The sequence below is a fragment of the Brachybacterium sillae genome, assembly GCF_025028335.1.
Lineage (GTDB): Bacteria > Actinomycetota > Actinomycetes > Actinomycetales > Dermabacteraceae > Brachybacterium > Brachybacterium sillae.
In genome coordinates, this window is the sequence record NZ_JAFEUW010000001.1 from 1,501,073 (window position 1) to 1,517,916 (window position 16,844).

The 16,844-nt window shown below is 73.4% G+C and carries 12 protein-coding genes; 5 read left to right on the top strand and 7 right to left on the bottom strand.

Going from position 1 to position 16,844, the window contains the following annotated elements:
• Nucleotides 1–408: 408 nt before the first annotated feature.
• Nucleotides 409–1,434, bottom strand: a complete 1,026-nt coding sequence (locus JSY14_RS06895) for a hypothetical protein (protein ID WP_259559706.1) — start codon at nt 1,432–1,434, stop codon at nt 409–411.
• Nucleotides 1,435–1,825: 391 nt separating this feature from the next.
• Between JSY14_RS06895 and JSY14_RS06900 the strand changes: the two genes are divergently transcribed.
• Nucleotides 1,826–3,055: an aminotransferase class I/II-fold pyridoxal phosphate-dependent enzyme gene (locus JSY14_RS06900; protein WP_259558033.1), complete on the top strand. Its 1,230-nt coding sequence runs from the start codon at nt 1,826–1,828 to the stop codon at nt 3,053–3,055.
• A 74-nt stretch (nt 3,056–3,129) separates the two neighbouring features.
• Here JSY14_RS06900 and JSY14_RS06905 read toward each other — a convergent pair whose 3' ends face one another.
• From JSY14_RS06905 to JSY14_RS06915, 3 genes are all read right to left on the bottom strand, one after another.
• Nucleotides 3,130–3,864 (bottom strand): hypothetical protein, encoded by a 735-nt coding sequence (locus JSY14_RS06905; protein ID WP_259558034.1) that lies wholly within the window; start codon nt 3,862–3,864, stop codon nt 3,130–3,132.
• A gap of 334 nt (nt 3,865–4,198) precedes the next feature.
• Nucleotides 4,199–6,313, bottom strand: coding sequence for a 3-hydroxyacyl-CoA dehydrogenase NAD-binding domain-containing protein (locus tag JSY14_RS06910; RefSeq protein ID WP_259558035.1), 2,115 nt, complete (start codon nt 6,311–6,313; stop codon nt 4,199–4,201).
• Between the two features lie 135 nt (nt 6,314–6,448).
• A complete protein-coding gene (locus JSY14_RS06915; protein WP_259558037.1) occupies nt 6,449–7,786 on the bottom strand; it encodes a multidrug effflux MFS transporter in 1,338 nt (445 codons plus the stop codon).
• Nucleotides 7,787–7,906: 120 nt separating this feature from the next.
• Between JSY14_RS06915 and JSY14_RS06920 the strand changes: the two genes are divergently transcribed.
• Entirely contained in the window at nt 7,907–8,863 is a 957-nt protein-coding gene (locus tag JSY14_RS06920; RefSeq protein WP_259558038.1) for an ATP-grasp domain-containing protein, read from the top strand.
• A 40-nt stretch (nt 8,864–8,903) separates the two neighbouring features.
• Here JSY14_RS06920 and JSY14_RS06925 read toward each other — a convergent pair whose 3' ends face one another.
• The 3 genes from JSY14_RS06925 to JSY14_RS06935 all read right to left on the bottom strand — a co-directional run bounded on the left by JSY14_RS06925 (nt 8,904) and on the right by JSY14_RS06935 (nt 12,054).
• A complete protein-coding gene (locus JSY14_RS06925) occupies nt 8,904–10,172 on the bottom strand; it encodes an acyl-CoA dehydrogenase family protein (protein ID WP_259558039.1) in 1,269 nt (422 codons plus the stop codon).
• Complete coding sequence (locus JSY14_RS06930; protein WP_259559599.1) at nt 10,172–11,383, bottom strand: acetyl-CoA C-acetyltransferase; 1,212 nt, start codon at nt 11,381–11,383, stop codon at nt 10,172–10,174. The genes JSY14_RS06925 and JSY14_RS06930 overlap by 1 nt, the downstream gene beginning before the upstream one ends.
• A 239-nt stretch (nt 11,384–11,622) precedes the next feature.
• Nucleotides 11,623–12,054 (bottom strand): hypothetical protein, encoded by a 432-nt coding sequence (locus tag JSY14_RS06935; RefSeq protein ID WP_259558040.1) that lies wholly within the window; start codon nt 12,052–12,054, stop codon nt 11,623–11,625.
• Between the two features lie 270 nt (nt 12,055–12,324).
• Between JSY14_RS06935 and sbnA the strand changes: the two genes are divergently transcribed.
• From sbnA to JSY14_RS06950, 3 genes are read left to right on the top strand one after another with little or no spacing between them, the layout of a single operon-like run.
• Nucleotides 12,325–13,413: a 2,3-diaminopropionate biosynthesis protein SbnA gene (gene sbnA / locus JSY14_RS06940; protein ID WP_259558041.1), complete on the top strand. Its 1,089-nt coding sequence runs from the start codon at nt 12,325–12,327 to the stop codon at nt 13,411–13,413.
• Nucleotides 13,410–15,272 carry an FAD/NAD(P)-binding protein gene (locus JSY14_RS06945; protein ID WP_259558042.1) on the top strand — a complete coding sequence of 621 codons (1,863 nt, stop codon included), beginning with the start codon at nt 13,410–13,412 and terminating at the stop codon, nt 15,270–15,272. Before sbnA ends, JSY14_RS06945 begins: the two co-directional genes overlap by 4 nt.
• Nucleotides 15,269–16,789, top strand: coding sequence for an alanine racemase (locus tag JSY14_RS06950; RefSeq protein ID WP_259558043.1), 1,521 nt, complete (start codon nt 15,269–15,271; stop codon nt 16,787–16,789). Before JSY14_RS06945 ends, JSY14_RS06950 begins: the two co-directional genes overlap by 4 nt.
• Nucleotides 16,790–16,844: the final 55 nt, after the last annotated feature.

A 16,844-nucleotide genomic window follows, 5' to 3' on the forward strand; every position in this document is an offset into this window, starting at 1 on the left:
CCGGATCCCCCCGGATGCCGACCCCGATCTGTCGCGTGGTGCTCAACCCCCCGGACGAGCCCCACACACCGCATCGTCGGCGGGCCGTCCCGAGCCCCAGTGACGATGCGTCGCACCTGACCAGCCGCTCAGCGACAGTGCAAACGCGGGCGGTGCCGCGACGCGACACCCTGCGCGACCGGTGCGGACGCAGGTCGAGCCGTTGCGTTCCCTCACGAGCACTGCGCAGTGACGCAAGGGTAACGGCACTTCTCCCATCTGACAACGCGTCAAATCCCGAATGTCCGGGTCGGGAGACGCACGACTAGTCACATCCCGGCCGGCTTCCACGCCACCGTGGGGAATGCAAGGGACTCTGGTCCCGATCCATCCGACGCGGCCGGACGTCGCGGCACGCGCGCGGGACGGTCAGACGCCGCGGTCGCCGTCACCCTTCGCGGAGCCGGATGCCCACGGCCGACCCGCGCTACCCGCGGCGCCGGGGCCGCCTCCCTCCCGGCGCTCCTGCGCCGCACGCTGTTTCTCGTAGAGCTGCCACGCCTTGGCCGCACCCATCCCGAGCACGGACACCGCCGCCTGGCCGGCTTCCGACCGCACGAAGTCATTGAGGGCTGCAGCCTGGTCGCTGACGGCCCGCACCCGCTCCGTGAGCGGCACCTGCCTGCCGACGGAGGGGCGGGGGCCCGCCCCTGTGGCGCCTTCCCCGGTCGTTCCCGAGGACCCCGTCGGCCCCGTCGCCCCGGAGGTGCCGACCGTCCCCGTCGCCGCCTCTCCCGGTGCAGCGGTGGGGTCGTTCTCCGCCGCCTCGTGCACCGCGAGTGCGCGGCGCATCTCCAACGGCGCCGTCACACAGCGCACCAGGGCGGCCCGAGCGGCGTCACGCAGCTGCTGGGCATCCCCCGTCGGGTCGTCGGCCCCGACCGCCGTCCCGGCCTCACCCTCCTGCGTGACCCGGCGTTCCCGAGCGGCGAGCAGCAGGTATCCACCCAGGTCGCTCGCACTCTCGAGCGAGAGGCCGTGTCCATCACGGGCCCCGGGACCGTGCAGCAGCTCGCGGGCGTCCTCCGGGCGCAGGGCCTCCTGCGGGAACGTCAGCACCGCGAGGGTGCTCTCCACCAGGGCATGGAATCTGGGGTCGCTGGGCAGGCCGGCCTCCTGCAGCTCGGCCCGGCCCCAGCCCTCGGGGAGGTCGACCAGTCCGACGCCCTCGCGGGCGAACTCCGCCTGGGCGGCCTCCCGCACGAGTCGGCGCGCCCGGGCGAGCAGGTCGTCGGCCGAGGGGTGTCGCGGCAGGTCGGGGAAGGCGGAGCGCAGTTCCTCATCGCGCACCCGGCGGTCGACGGGGGCGGCGGTGGCGTGCGGACGCCCCTGCCCCGCCCGGGTGGGCAGCGGCAGTGAGGACAGGGTGCGACGCAGGCGGTCGACGCGGGGCATGTCGGCTCCTTCGGTCCACGGGGCGGCATCCGGCGGGATGCCCTCGGGCCTTCTCAGCGTAGGAGCGGGCACCTGAATGACCTCGACCACTCGGACGACCACCACCGCCGGCCACCGCCGCGGGCGGGCCACAATGGAGGAACGGGATCGCCCGCCCTCCGCGCGGAGAGCGGGCGATCCGATCAGGGTTGGGGGCGCCCCGGACCCCCACCCGGGGCGCCGCGGACCGACGGGGTCGGTCACGTGACTCACGTTACGTGAGGCCGTGATGTCTCGCATCTCGGATCCTGGCGAATCGGACGTCCCGCCTGCCCGCAGCCAGCATTAACTTTTTCATTGCGAGTCTCCACAGAATGCAACGGCGCGATGGCACCGGGAGGGACGGGCACAGATGGACACCCACGGACCCTGGCGGCGGGCTGCGGCCGTCACTGGACTCCTCGCCGATTCCGGGGAGGTCGCCCCGACGATCTTCGCGCGGATGTCGGCTCTCGCCGCCGACGCCTCCGCCGTGAACCTCGGGCAGGGGTTCCCCGACGGCCAGCCGCCGACGATCGTCGCCGATGCCGCCGTCTCCGCCATCCGCGCGGGGGTGAACCAGTACCCGCCGGGTCCCGGCACACCGACCCTGCGCCGCGCCATCGCCGACCACCAGCGCCACCGCTACGGCCTGCAGTGGGACCCGGAGCGCGAGGTGCTGGTGACCACCGGTGCCACCGAGGCCCTCGCCGCGACCCTGCTGGCCCTGGTCTCTCCCGGGCAGGAGGTCCTCACCCTCGAGCCGTACTACGACGCCTACGCGGCGATGATCGCCCTGGCCGGTGGCATCCACCGAACCGTGCGGATCGAGCATCGCCGCCGCGCCGACGGCACCCTGGAGCTGGACGTCGATCCGGCCCGGCTGCGGGAGGCCATCACCGACCGCACCCGCCTGATCCTGCTGAACACCCCGCACAATCCGACCGGCCTGGTTCTGGACCGGGACGTGCTGGCGGCCGCCGTGGAGGGGGCCATCGCCCACGACGCCCTGATCGTGTGCGACGAGGTGTACGAGCACCTGATCCTCGACGACGACGCCCGCCATCTGCCACCGGCGACCCTGCCGGGTGCGCAGGACCGCACGCTCACCATCGGATCGGCGGGGAAGTCGTTCCGCGTGACCGGCTGGAAGATCGGATGGGTGACGGCCCGGCCCGCGCTGATCACCGCAGTGACCGGGGTGAAGCAGTGGCTCACCTACACCTCCGGCGCCCCGTTCCAGGACGCCGTCGCCGTGGGCCTCGCCCAGGACGAGCACGCCCTCACCTCTCCGGCCCGCGAGCTGCGCCGCTGCCGCGACCTGCTGGTGGAGGGTCTGCGGGACCTGGGGCTGCCGGTGACCGTTCCCGCGGGCGGTTATTTCGTCCTGGCCGACGCCGCAGCCTGGGGTGAGGCCGATGCCGAGGCCCTCTGCGAGCGGCTCCCTCAGGAGGCGGGGGTCGCGATGATCCCCGTCAGCGCCTTCCATCCACCCGGTGGCGCCGGCGAGCATCGCAGCTGGGTGCGCGTGGCCTTCTGCAAGGACGAGGCCACGATCCGTGAGGGTCTGCGCCGCCTGGGGGCCTGGCGTTCGAGGGCGTGACCAGCGCGAGCAGGGGCCGCCTCAGACGCTCAGCAGCCTACGGGTCACTGCACCCCGGGTCACTGCACCCCGGGTCACCGCAGGGCGACCGTCACCGGCTCGGCGTTGAAGTTCGTCAGGCTCTGGACCTCCATGGTCCCCTTCCCGGCCTGGTCCGACGGCACCGCGAACACCCAGTTCACCTCGGTCGGCGTGCCCGCCGGAATCGGTTCGCTGAACGCCGAATGCTCGACGAACGCCTCGACGTCCGTGGCCGAGGCACTCGACCCGTCGGCGGTCTGCAGGCTGGCGCTCACCCTCAGCGCCGCGATGGCAGTGTCCTGTGAGCCACCCTGGTAGGTGACAGTCGCGGGGACCACCACATAGACCGTCCCCGCCGGCGGCTCCGGGTTGTTGCCGGGGGCGTTCATCACCTCGTCGGTGGCATCCCAGTTCACCGTCCCGAACTGGACAGTCGTCTTCTCGCCCTGCATGTCCTCGACGGTCACCTCGGACCCCGCGGGCAGCACCTCCCCGGCCGGGGCAGCCGCCGGGGCGCTGCTGGACGATGCCGGATCCGAGGACGCGGGCGCCGACGAGGACTCCTCCTCCGGTGACGACGACGCCGGCTCCGAGGTCTCCGGCGCGGACGTCGCCCGCTCCTCCCCGCCGTCGCTGGTGAACGCTCCCAGGCCGACGAGCAACAGCACCAGAGCGATCAGCGACAGCAGGCCGCACACACCGCAGCCGACGAGCGCCCAGATCCAGCCCTTCTTCTTCGTGGGCGGCGTGCCGACCGGGCTGGACCCCGGGGCCCCCGCCGAGGGCACCGGGCCGGGCATTCCGGCCGCGGGGGCGGGGTCGGCCGAGCTCTGCCCGTACGCGGCGGACTGCCCGTAGGGCGCGCTGGAGCCTTAGGGCGAACTCGACCCGTACGGCGAGGAGTCCGAGGACCCGAAGGTCGGCTCGCCGACGCGTCCCTCACCCTCCGGGGACGACGGATCAGACGACGGACGGTGCGGGTCGGACGGGAACGGGGACTGGCTCATGGCAGGCGGACGCGGGGCGTCCTGCTCCTCTCGCGCAGGGGGTGGCTCCAGGCGATCCTACGTGGTGGTTGTGAGACTCAGCACAGAGCATTCCTCTCCCGGCCGGCCCCCGGCCTCACCCGGTGAACCGCTCCCCGTGGAAGGTCCGCCCGGTGGCGCGCTGCGAGGCCCCCACCTGGTCGAGGTACGGGGTGATGCCGCCGCGGTGCCGCGGGTATCCGGCACCCAGGATCATGGCCAGGTCCACCTGGCCGGGGTCCTCGACCACGTGCTCCTCGAGCAGCATCCGGATCTCCTCGGCCAGGCCGTCCTGCACCCTCTGCAGGAGATCGGAACCGACCGCCACCCCCCTCGTCGGCGCCCCACTCTCCTGCGCGGCGGCGAAGACCTCCGCCACCCGCGGGTTCACCGGGGCGTGCACCGCGTCGCGGGTCGGCTGGGAGAACCGCTCCCCCTGCTCGGTCATGGCCGCCAGGCCGGGGCTGACCCAGAAGCGCTCACCGAGTTCCTCGCCGAGCACCCGCCCCACATGGTCGGCGACGCCCAGGCCCACCAGATCCAGCAGAGTGAAGGGACGCATCGGCAGGCCCAGTTCGTCGAGGGAGGCGTCGACGGCGGCCGGGTCGGCACCCGCGTCGAGGGACCGCAGCACCTCCCCGAGCACCCGGAACAGCAACCGGTTCACGACGAACCCCGGGGCATCGGCGCACTGCACCACGAACTTCCGGCACGCGCGCACGACCTCGAGTCCGGTGGCGAGGGTGGTCTCATCGGTGGTGTCGGTGTGGATCACCTCCACCAGGGGCATCTTCGCGACCGGGTTGAAGAAGTGCAGGCCGATCAGGCGCTCCGGATGCTGCAGCCCCTCGCCCATGGCGGTGACCGACAGGGAGCTGGTGTTGGTGACCAGCAGGGCGTCCGCGGCGACGTGCTGTTCCAGCTCGGCGAAGACCTTCTGCTTGACCCCGAGGATCTCCGGCACCGCCTCGAGCACCAGGTCGCAGTCGGCGAGGTCCTCGACCCGCGCGGTGGCGCTGAGCAGCCCGGCGACCTGCTGCGCCTGGTCCTCGCGCAGTGCGCCGCGGGCAGCGGCCTGGGCGATGACGTCCCGGGCGTGGGCGAGGCCCCGGTCGGCGATCTCCTGGTCGAGGTCGCGCAGCACCACCGGCACCTGCAGACCGAGGGCGAGGGTCGCGGCGATCTGCGAGGCCATCAGGCCCGCCCCGGCCACGCCGATCCGCCGCAGCTCGCGGGCACCCACGACGGGGGTGCGACCGGGCTTGCCGCGGCGCAGCAGTTCCGCCGCGTAGAGGGAGGCCGCCGCGGCCGGCGTCTGGGCGAGCTCGACGAGGGCGTCCTCCTCGCGGGACAGGGCCGCCTCCAGGTCGGAGCCGGGCAGCTGCTCCAGCAGGTGCAGGGCGCGTTCGACGGCGGGCGCCCCCGCGGCAGCCAGGCGCTCGGCCCAGGCGCGGCGGGTCTCGGCGCCGTGCGGGGCATCGAGGGCGGCGCGCAGCTGCTGCGCCTGCTCGGAATCGGCGGCGGGCACGGCGTTCGGGCGGGCGGAGGGGTCGATGGCGCGCTGCGCGAGGTGGTCGAGGGCGGCCTCGAGGGAGTCGACGACGGCGTCGACGAGTCCCAGCTCCAGCGCCTGTGAGGAGGAGAGCTGACGGTCGCGGGCCGGATCCTCGAGGATCAGTCGCACTGCGGTCTCTCCGCCGACGACGCCCGGGAGCAGCGTGGTGCCGCCCCAGCCGGGCAGGATGCCCAGGCTCGTCTCGGGCACCCCGATGCCGCGCACACCCGGGGCGGCGGTGCGGACATCGGCCATCAGCGCCACCTCGAGGCCGCCGCCCAGGGCGGCGCCATTGAGGTGGGCGAGCACCGGTACGGGGCAGCTGCGCAGGTCCCGCTGCAGGGCGTGCATCCGGCGGGTGAGCGGGCGGATCTGCTCGATGACGGCCGGGTCGGCGAACATCGACAGGTCAGCACCGGCGAGGAACACGCGGTCGGTGCCGGTGAGCGTGAGGGCCTGGATCTGACCGTCCTCGGCGCGACGCAGGGCCTCCCGCAGAGCGGTCTCGAGGGCGTCGACGGAGGCGGGCCCGAGAGTGGCGGGCCGCCGCTCCTCCCCCTCCGGCGGGGCGATGCGCAGCACGGCGACGGTGCCGAGCTGCGGGTGCTGGACATCCTCGGGGATCACACGGGTGACGTGCTCGGTGTAACCGGTCATGCGACGCTGCTCCTCACGGTGCGGGGCGGTCGGCGCAACCGCGCGCGACCGTTGGTGATACCGGGAGTATCAGGTTCATGGTGCCGCACCGGACGGCCGAGGGCAACCGGGCGCGGTTCACCCCGGGCGCCGGTCTCAGGCGCGGACCGGGGCGTCCTCCACCACGGCGGCCCGGCGATCGCTGCGCAGATGCCACACCCACAGGGCGAAGCCCACCAGCACGGACACGAGCACCGCCTCGGCCAGCGACACCGCACTGCGCATCACCAGCGGTGCGACCGCCCCGGCCAGCAGGGCATTCATCGCCAGCGAGAAGAACGTGGCCATCGATCCGGCGGTGCCGCGGTCGTGCGGGAACACATCCATCACCTCGATCTGCATCGGGCCGAAGAACAGCTGCACGGTGAAGGCCAGCAGCATCGGCCCGACCACCGCTGCGATCACCCGCGGCTCGAGCCCGTCGAAGGGGCCGGCGATCGCCACCAGCCCCAGGTTCACCAGGGCGGCCGCGATGGTGCCCAGGTAGCCGAGGGTGATCATGCGGGCGCGGCTCATCCGATCCGACAGCATGGCGACGGCCTGGGCGCCGGCCATCATGCCGAGGATCAGCGGGACGAACAGCACCCAGTAGTCCTGGGCGCCGAGGCCCAGCAACCGCTCGACGAAGATCGGCGCCCCGGCGATGTAGAGGAACTGGGCGGCGAAGCCGAAGGCGCTGCCGGTCGCCAGGCGCAGCAGTGCCGGGTCGTGGCCCACCCGCCAGATCCCGGCGAGCATGGAGCCCACCCGCACGGGCCGGCGGTCCTGCGGCGGCAGGGTCTCCGGCACCACCAACAGCATCAGCACCGCGCCGAGTGCCGCGAAGGCCGCAACCGCCGCGAAGATGATCCGCCAGGGGCCGAGCAGCAGCAGCCAGCCCCCGGCGACCGGGGCGATGGCCGGGGCGAGGGAGAAGATCATCATGATGCGGCTCATGAGCTTCTGCGCCTCGGCGCCCTCGAACATGTCGCGCACGACCACGCGGGAGATGATCGTCGCCGCGCCGGCGCTGGCCCCCTGGACGGCACGCAGGGCCAGCAGGGTCCCGAAGCTCGGCGCCACCATCACCGCGAGCATTGCCGCGATGTACACCGCGAGGCCCACCAGCATCACCGGCTTGCGGCCGACCGCGTCGGACACCGGCCCGTGCACCAGCGACATGACCGCGAAGGCCGCCATGTACACCGACACCAGCTGCTGCAGCTCCAGCGCCGTGACGCCGAACTCCTCGCCGATGCCCGTGTACGCGGGATAGAAGGAGTCGATGCTGAACGGCCCGATCATGGCCAGCAGCGCCAGGGTGACGGTGAGCAGCAGGCCCGCCCGCGTCCGAGGGGTCGAGGCCGGAGGAGTCGACGCGGGAGGGGTCGAGGTCGGAGGGGTCGAGGAGGAGTCGGCGGCGGGGGTCACGTCACGCGTCACGGGAAGGCTCACTCACAGAAGTTTATCGTTCAATCATTCGGGTGTCGAGACAGTGGCCCCTCCGCGTGACGCGCGGAACGAGGCCGCTCTACCCCGGGCGCAGCACGGAACGGCCCCTGGCATTCTGGCCCCATGCCCCACACGCCACCCTCCTCGTCCGCGTCCTCCTCGTCGGGTCCCCGGATCGGGGTGGTCACGGCCTCCCCCACCTTCTTCCACCCCCAGGACCCCGACCGGGACACCGCCCCGTTGCTGGCGGCGCTGCGGGAGCGCGGCGCGGTGGCACAGGCCGTGCCCTGGCGTGGCGCTGAGGTCGACTGGGCGGGGTTCGACCTGGTGCTGATCCGCAGCACCTGGGACTACCTGGAGGATCTGCCGGGTTTCCGCACCTGGGTGCGGGATGTCTCGGCCCGCACGCGCCTGCTCAACCCAGGCGCACTGGTGGAGTGGAACCTCGACAAGCGCTACCTGGCGCAGCTGGACCGGGCCGGGATCCCCACGGTGCCGACGCGATGGGCCGCCACCGTCGACGACCTGGAGACGGCGCTCGCCACCGACACGCACGGCTCCCCTGCGTTCGCGGACGCCCCGGGGTGGGTGGTCAAGCCCTCGCACGGGGCCGGGTCCTCCCTCACCGGACTGTTCGCGCGCGAGGATCCGGCGGCCCGCACCCTGGGCCGGGAGATCCTCACCGCCGGCGCCGAGGTGATGGTGCAGCCGGAGATCCCCGAGCTCTCCGCGGGGGCGGAGAAGGCACTGTACCTCATCGACGGCACCCTCACCCATGCGATCGCCAAGGGAGCGTTGCTGCGGCGCGGTGGCGGCCTGATCGGAGGCGTCTACCAGGAGCACGCACAGCGGGTGCCCGTCACCCCCGCCGAGGAGGAGCTCGCGCGCCGCACCCTGGCCACGGTCTCGGACCTCACCGGTCAGCCGGCCCCGCTGTACGCGCGGATCGACCTGGTCGACTCCGCCCGGTACGGCCTGCTGGTGCTGGAGGCGGAGATGATCGAACCCTCCCTCAACCTGCACCTCGCGCCGGAGGTGGCGGGAGTGCTGGCCGCGGCGGTGCTGCGGCACGCGGTCTGAGACGGCACCAACCCCCGGGGGACGGACCCCCGCCGTCCGGTCACACGAAAGCGCTCATCCCCGTGAGGCGCCGGCCGACGATCAGCGACTGCATGGTGTCGGTGCCCTCATAGGTGTGCAGGGCCTCGACATCGGCCATGTGCCGGATCACCCGGTTCTCCAGCAGGATGCCGCTGCCACCGAGCAGGTCGCGGGCGTCGGCGGCGATGGCGCGGGCCCCTCGGGTGTTGTGCACCTTCGCGAGGGAGGCCTGTTCGGGACGCAACGCCCCGGCGGCCTCGAGGTCGGCCAGGCGGCGGCAGTGCAGCATCATCGAGGTCAGCGTCTGCAGCATCCCGGCCAGGCGCACCTGCACGTGCTGCGCCTTGGCGAGCGGCCGCCCGAACTGGACGCGCCGCGTGGCGTGCTCGAGGGCGCTCTCGTAGCAGGCGATGGCGTGGCCCAGCGCCGCCCAGGACACCCCGGCGCGGGTGGCGAACAGCACCGCGGAGGTGTCCTTGAAGCTGCGGGCCCCGGGCAGGCGCGCGTCGAGAGGGATCCGCACGTCCCGCAGGGTGATGTGCGCCTGGTGGATCGCCCGCAGCGACACCTTGCCGCGGATCACCTCGGCCTCGTACCCGGGCCGGTCCTGCTCCACCAGGAACCCGGACACCTGCCCGTGCAGCTCCGGGTCGGCGGGGTCGTCCACCCGCGCCCACACCACGGTGAGGTGGCCGCCCGCGCCGTTGCCGATCCACCGCTTCTGACCGCTGAGCACCCACTCCTCGCCGTCGCGGCGGGCAGTGGTCTCCAGGGAGACGGAATCGGAGCCATGCTCCGGCTCGGTCAGCGCGAAGGCGGCGTACTGCTCGCCGCGCGCGACCGGCTCCACCCAGCGCTCCTTCTGCGCCTCGGAACCGTGCATGACGATCGACCGCAGCGCCAGTCCGCCCTGCACGCCGATCATGGTGCCGACGCTGCCGTCGAGCCGACTGGCCTCCATCGTCACCAGGCCCGCGGCCAGCGGCGACATCCGCCGGTGACCGGGCACGTCGAGTCCGTCGACGAACAGGTCGAGCTCGCCCAGGCGGTGCACGATCTCCAACGGGTACTCCGCGCGGTCCCAGGCGTCGTCGATCCGTTCCAGGATCTCCCCGGAGAGGGAGCGCACGGTGCGCCAGGCCTCGAGGTCCTCCCCGGTGACGTCCTGCAGCACGGCGTAATGGTCGATCACCGGGGGCAGCAGGTCGGCGGGGGTGGCGGCGGACGGGTCGGGGGCCGACACCACGCTGCGATCGGTGCGCACGCTCGTCGACGGGGCGTTCATCATCACTGCATCCTCTCCAGCACGAGGGCCATGCCCTGCCCCCCACCGACGCAGAGGGTGGCCAGGCCATAGCGGCCGTCGCGTGCGCGCAGGCCGTTGATCAGGGTGGTGGTCATGCGGGCGCCGGTGGAGCCCCACGGGTGTCCCAGGGCGATGGCACCGCCGTGGACGTTCAGCCGCTCGGGGTCGATGCCGAGCTGCTGGGCGGAGGGGATCACCTGCGCGGCGAAGGCCTCGTTGAGCTCGACCAGATCGATGTCCTCGATGGTGAGGCTGGCCAGGGCGAGGGCCCGGCGGGTGGCCTCGACGGGGCCGAGCCCCATGATCTCGGGGCTGAGGGCCGACACCCCGGTGGAGACGATCCGCGCCAGCGGTGTGATGCCGAGCTGCTCGGCGCGTTCATCGGACATGACCACCAGGGCGGCGGCGCCGTCGGACAGCGGGCAGCAGTTGCCGGCGGTGACGGTGCCGTTCTCGCGGAACGCGGGCTGCAGGGCCTGCACCGCCTCGAGGGTGACACCGGGGCGTGGAGAGTCGTCACGGTCGACGACGGTGCCGTCGGGCAGCGTCACCGGGCTGATCTCACGGGCGAAGAACCCGGAGGCGATGGCGGCCTCGGCGCGGTGCTGGGAGCGCACGGCGTACTCGTCCTGGGCCAGACGGTCGACGCCGCACAGGTCGGCGACGTTCTCAGCGGTCTGCCCCATGACGATGTACGGGTCGGGCAGGTCTCCATCCTCACGCGGATCGTGCCACGGCTCCCGCAGACGACCGGTGGCGCGGGCCTCGGTGCGCTCCCAGGCGCTCTCGAAGACCGGGTTGCGGGTGTCGGGCGCCTGCAGCTGCCCGGTGGAGAAGGACAGCGATTCGACGCCCGCGGAGATGATCGTGTGGGCCTCACCGGCACGGATGGCATGGAAGGCGCTGCGGGTGGTCTCGATGCTGGAGGCGCAGAAGCGGGTGACGGTGGCGCCGGGCACCTCGTCCAGCCCGAGGCGGACCGCGACGGTGCGGGCGAGGTTCCCGCCCTGGTGTCCCTCCGGCAGGGCGCACCCGAGTTGGAGGTCGTCGATCCCCTCGAGCTGCGGCAGCTGGTCGAGGGCGGCGCGGATGGTCTGGGCGGCGAGTTCATCGGGCCGCAGGCTGGCGAGGGAGCCCTTCCGGGCGCGGCCGATGGGTGAGCGGGCGGCGGCGACGATGACGGCCTCGGGCACGCGATCCTCCTGGCTGATGCCGAGCGGCAGGTGACGGACGGCCGACCCACCACCGCGCTCACCCATGAGCGTTTTGGTGATACTTGCCGTCCTAGTTACTTTTCCCCAGTGTGACGCATGTGACGCTGCGCGTCCAGCCCCCGGACAGCGCGACGCCCCCGGCCGGGTGGACCGGGGGCGTCGGGGAAGGGGGCGTCGGTGCGGGAGCGGCGGCTTGTGGATCAGGCGGCGTGCGCGGATCAGGCGGCGCGCACGCGCTTGCGGGCCAGGGTGGCCAGGGAGACGATCCCCAGCAGCAGCACCACGCCGAGAACCACGTGGACCCAGCGCGCCCCCATCTCGCCGAGGGCGTACTGGACCAGAGCCAGCACCGCCATGGTGAGGGCGTGGGCGAACACGCCCCAGTTCTTCACCTGGGCGCCGAGCACCCCGGCGGCGATGGTGGCGACGATCAGGCTGAGCAGCAGCAGCACGGCCACCACGGTGTGGACGGTGATGACGCCCCAGCCGCCGCCCACGAGGACGATGCCGAGGACGGTCTGGAGGATTGCGAGGGCCGCAGCGGCGTAGGCGATCGGCGGCAGGGCCAGGGCGAACCCGCGGGCGGTACGAGCGTCGGCCGTGGTGGTGCGGGTGGTGTCGCGGGGGGTCGTCTCAGGGGTGTGTGTCATGGTCTCGACTCTATCGGCGGTCCCGCCGGGAGGATCGAACCTTCGGTTGATCCGCGCGGGCCGCGGCGGCGCGAATCTCCTCCCATGCTTCCTGCCGCCATCGTCCTCATCACCCTGGCCCTCGTCCTCTACACCGCGGGGTGTGGGCGATCTGGCTGATCCCGTACGTGACGGGGATGCTCGGCGCCATGATCGGCTGATCGCCGGGCCGGGCGGTCGGAAAGGACCATCGACGGCGCACATCCAGGCAGCGGGGCATACGTTGAGGTCATGTCCCCCTCCTCCCCCTCCCGGTCCGGCGCACGCGGGCCCTCTCCGCTGGATGACCTCGCCGAGGCCGTCGGAGGTACGCCGCTGGTGCGTCTGCGCCGTCTGTTCCCCGACCTGGACGGCGACTCCCCGCGCCTCGAGCTCTACGCGAAGCTGGAGCAGTTGAACCCCGGCGGGTCGACCAAGGATCGCCCGGCCCTGGCCATGCTGGAGGACGCCCTGGCCAGTGGGCGACTCGCCCCCGGCGGCACCGTCGTGGAATCCAGCTCCGGCAATCTGGGCATGGCGCTCGCCCGCGCATGTGCGGCCCACGGGGTCCGTTTCCTCTGCGTCGTCGACTCCCGCATCAACGCCCCGACCGCGGCGACCATCCGCGCGCTCGGCGGCGAGCTCGAGCAGGTCACCCAGCCCGACCCGGAGACCGGCGATCTGCTCACCGCGCGCGTCAAGCGCGTGCAGCAGCTGCTGGAGGAGATCCCCGGCGCGGTGAACCTCCACCAGTACGGCAACCCCGCCAACCCCGCCGCCCACCGCGACGGCACCATGCGCGAGATCGCCGAGGCCCTCGACCACCGCGTCGACGCGCTCTACGCGGCGGTCTCCACCACCGGCACCATCGGCGGCTGCGCGGCGTACGTGCGGGACCACGACATGACGACCCGCCTGGTCGCGGTCGACGCCGAGGGCAGCGTGCTCTTCGGCGGCACCGCGGGCACGCGCCGCCTGCCCGGGATGGGCGCCGGATTCGTCACTGACCTGTCGCGGCAGGTGCAGCCCGATGAGGTGGTGCGGGTGGATGAACTGGCCTGCACCGCCGGCGCCCGCCTGCTGGCCCGCCGCGAGGGCATCCTCGCGGGGGCCTCGACCGGTGGGATCGTGGCCGCACTGGCCCGCACCCTGCCGTCGCTGCCCGACGGCTCCCGCGTCGCGATGATCGTGCACGACGGCGGTTCCCCGTACCTGTCGACCGTCTACGACGACGAGTGGGTGGGGCAGCAGCTGGGGGCCGACGCCGACGCCCTGGACCGCGCCCGGCAGGACCTCCTGGCGGCTTCGCGCGGGGCGGAGGCACCGGGAGGCGCGGCGTGAACCAGCCCCCGCATTCCCCCCGGCCCCTGCACCTGGTCGTCGTCGGCGGCGGGCCGAAGGCCCTGTTCGCGCTGGAGGATCTCGCCTCCGCACTCCACCGGCCTCCCCACGCCGCCGACGGGCGAGACGTTCCCGCGGAAACGTCGAGGTCCGAGACCCCGGACAGCGGAACCGCGGCGGAGACGGTGGCGGTGTCGGGGGCGGAGAGCGTGTCGGCGTCGGTGCGGGTCACGGTGGTCGACCCGGGCCGCACCCTCGGCCCCGGTGCCGCGTATGACCCGGAGCAACCGGAGGTGCTGCGGTTGAACGTGGCCGCCCCGATCCTCGACGCCCCGCCGCCGCTACCGGGTGTCGCCGATCTGCCCGATCTGCCCACGTGGCTGACCGAGCATGCGCCCGAGCACGCCGGGGAGTCCTTCCCGCCGCGCGCGATCGTCGGCCGGTACCTCGAGCAGCGGTGGGAGCGCCTGCGCACCGCCCTGCCGATCGAGCACGTGCAGGGCCGAGCGAGCGAGGTGCGGTCCGCCGGCAGCACCACCGAGACCCCGCGGTGGACCGTGCGGCTCGCGGGGTCGGAGGACCTGTCAGGCACTGAGCTGTGTGCCGACGAACTGGTGATCGCCACCGGCCACGCCCCCGATCACGCCGGAGCCCTGCACCACACCTGGCAGGCGACCGCCCCGGATGGTCGGCCGCTGCCGCTGGTGCCCGCCGTGCTGCCCGCCACCCGCTTCCTCACCACCGAGGCCGTGCCCCCGGGCAGCCGGGTCGCCGTGCGCGGCGGCGCCCTGACCTTCATCGACGCCGCCCTGGTGCTGTTCCGCGCGCGCCCCCTGCACGAGGCACCGACGGTGCTCATCCCGATCACCCGCGACGGCCTGTTCCTCGACGCGAAGCCCCCGGCCGATGTGCCGCTGATCGAACCGGTGGCCGCGGCGCTGGCCACGGGCCGCCGCCAGTTGGAGGACCGACTGGACGCCGACGACGCGCGCGGCGGAACTGACAGGCGGCTCGCCCTGTCCGAGCTGCTCTCGCACGTGGCCCGCACCGCCGCCGCGGTCCTCGCGGTGTACCAGCTGCGCGCCGACGAACGGAGCAGTGCCGTCTCGGGACGGGTCGTGTCGGGCGGGTCGGTGTCGGCGCAGATCGCGACCACCCTGCTGCAGGGCTGCGAACCCGACCTGCCCACCGGTGCCGGTCGCGCCCGGGAGGCGCTGCGCCGCAGCGTCGAGGTCGCGGAGGGCCGCCGCACCCCCGGGCCGGCGTGGGCGCTCGGCCGCGCCTGGTCGGCTCTGTATTCGCTGGTGGTGCGGGCGGTGAGCCGCTCCGAGGAACCGGAGGAGGCGTGGGCCGCGTTCCACCGGTCCGCAGCGGTGCTGGAGCGCTTCGCCTTCGGGCCGCCGCCGTCGAACGCACGGATCCTGCTCGATCTCATCGACGCCGGGGCCGTCGACACCTCATGGATGGACGCCAAGGTGCGGATCGACGCCGAGGGCCTGCACGGGCTGCCGACCGGTGCCGTCGTCCCCGACGTCGTCATCGACGCGGTCCTGCCTCCGCCGGGGGTGCCTCGCGGTGGCGACCCGCTTCTGCTGGATCTGCTCGACCGCGGGGTGCTGTCCCGTGCTCCCGGGCGTCGCGGCGTGCGCACGACGCGCGCGGGCACCGCCCTGACCAGCGACGACACCGAGGCGGTGGGCCTCGCGGTCCTCGGCCGCCCCACGGAGGACTGGTCCCTCGGCCAGGACAGCCTGAACCGCCACCTGCACCCCGAGAGCCGGGCCTGGGCGCAGCGCGTCGCCACCCGCCTGCGAGGCACCGGCACATCCGACAGCCCCGACGGAAGGATCCGCCGATGACCCCCGATCCGACCCCGCCGAACGACGCGCAGCTGCGGTCCCGCTGCCACGGCGAACCGGCCCTCCCCGCACGCCTGGAACCGTGGATGCGGGAGCTGCTGGCCGACTCCCGCGCCTGCGCCGACCTGCTGGACCGCTACGGCAGCCCCGTGAACGTGCACGACATGGGTCCGCTCGCCCGCAACGTCGGGGAGCTCAGCGATGCCGCCCGCGAGCAGCAGGTGCCGCTGCGGGTGTTCGTCGCCCGCAAGTCGAACAAGACCCTCGCGGTGGTGCGGGCCGCGGCGCGTCTGGACTGCGGCATCGACGTCTCCAGCGAACGGGAGCTGGAGCAGGTGCTGCGCGAGGGCGTGGAGCCGGAGCGGATCGTGCTGACCGCCGCGATGAAGCCCCGGGAGCTGCTGCGCGGTGCGGTCGAGGCGGGCGTGACCATCGCCCTGGATTCCGTCGCCGAGGCCGAGGCCACCGCCGAGGAGGCCGCGGTCGCCGGTCGCACCGCCGCCGTGGCACTGCGACTGGCCCCCGAGGTCGACGACCTCATCGGCCCCACCCGCTTCGGCGAGCGCCGCGCCACCTGGGAGTCCTGGGCCGGCAGCTCCGCGAGCGTCGGCACCCGGTTGCGGATCGACGGCGTGCACTTCCATCTCCACGGGTACAGCGCCCCGGCCCGCACCCGCGCGCTCGGCCAGGCGCTGCAGCTGGTCGACTCCCTGCGCGCCGCCGGCCAGCCCGTCGCCTTCATCGACATCGGCGGAGGCGTGCCCATGTCATATCTCGAGGACGGCGCCGACTGGGAGGCGTTCTGGCGCGAGCACGAACGGGCTCTGCGGGGGGAACGCGAGCCGCTGACCTGGCGCGGCGACGGCCTGGGACTGCGCGCGGTGCCCACGACGGATGCTGAGGGCGAGGGGTCCGTGCGGGTCGTCGGCGAACCGGCGCTGTACCCGTACTGGCAGGAGCTGATCCGCGGCCCGTGGCTGACGCAGGTCCTCACCACGGAGGTGGCCCCCGGTGTCCGGGCCGCCGACGCGTTGCGCGAGCGGGGTCTGGAGCTGCGCTGCGAGCCGGGCCGGTCGGTGCTCGACGGCTGCGGCCTCACCCTGGCGCGGGTCGCGCAGGTCACCACCACCAGCGACGACGTCGGCATCATCGGCCTGGCGATGAACCGCACCCAGTGCCGCTCCACCTCGGAGGACTTCCTGGTCGACCCGATCCTGGTGCCCGACCCGGACGCGGCCCCCACGGACACCCCCGGTACCCCTGGAAGCGCGGAGCCCCGCACGGGTTTCCTGCTCGGGGCGTACTGCATCGAGGCCGATCTGATCCTGCGCCGGCGCCTCACCTTCCCCGGGGGTGTGGCCCCCGGGGACATGATCGCCCTGCCGAACACCGGCGGGTACCTGATGCACATCCTCGAGAGCGCCTCGCACCAGATCCCGCTGGCGGCGAACGTGGTGCGCAGCTCCGACGGCAGCGTCCGTCGCGACGGCATCGACGAGGTCTCCCCGCTGCGCTGAGGCACGCCCCGCGGATCTGTCGGTTCCACGGCGTACGGTGAGCCCAGCGATCCAC

Coding starts and splice junctions, on each gene's coding strand:
- JSY14_RS06895 (WP_259559706.1), bottom strand. CDS start 1,434: ATGCCCCGCGTCGACCGCCTGCGTCGCACCCTGTCCTCACTGCCGCTG.
- JSY14_RS06900 (WP_259558033.1), top strand. CDS start 1,826: ATGGACACCCACGGACCCTGGCGGCGGGCTGCGGCCGTCACTGGACTC.
- JSY14_RS06910 (WP_259558035.1), bottom strand. CDS start 6,313: ATGACCGGTTACACCGAGCACGTCACCCGTGTGATCCCCGAGGATGTC.
- JSY14_RS06920 (WP_259558038.1), top strand. CDS start 7,907: ATGCCCCACACGCCACCCTCCTCGTCCGCGTCCTCCTCGTCGGGTCCC.
- JSY14_RS06925 (WP_259558039.1), bottom strand. CDS start 10,172: ATGATGAACGCCCCGTCGACGAGCGTGCGCACCGATCGCAGCGTGGTG.
- JSY14_RS06935 (WP_259558040.1), bottom strand. CDS start 12,054: ATGACACACACCCCTGAGACGACCCCCCGCGACACCACCCGCACCACC.
- sbnA (WP_259558041.1), top strand. CDS start 12,325: ATGTCCCCCTCCTCCCCCTCCCGGTCCGGCGCACGCGGGCCCTCTCCG.
- JSY14_RS06950 (WP_259558043.1), top strand. CDS start 15,269: ATGACCCCCGATCCGACCCCGCCGAACGACGCGCAGCTGCGGTCCCGC.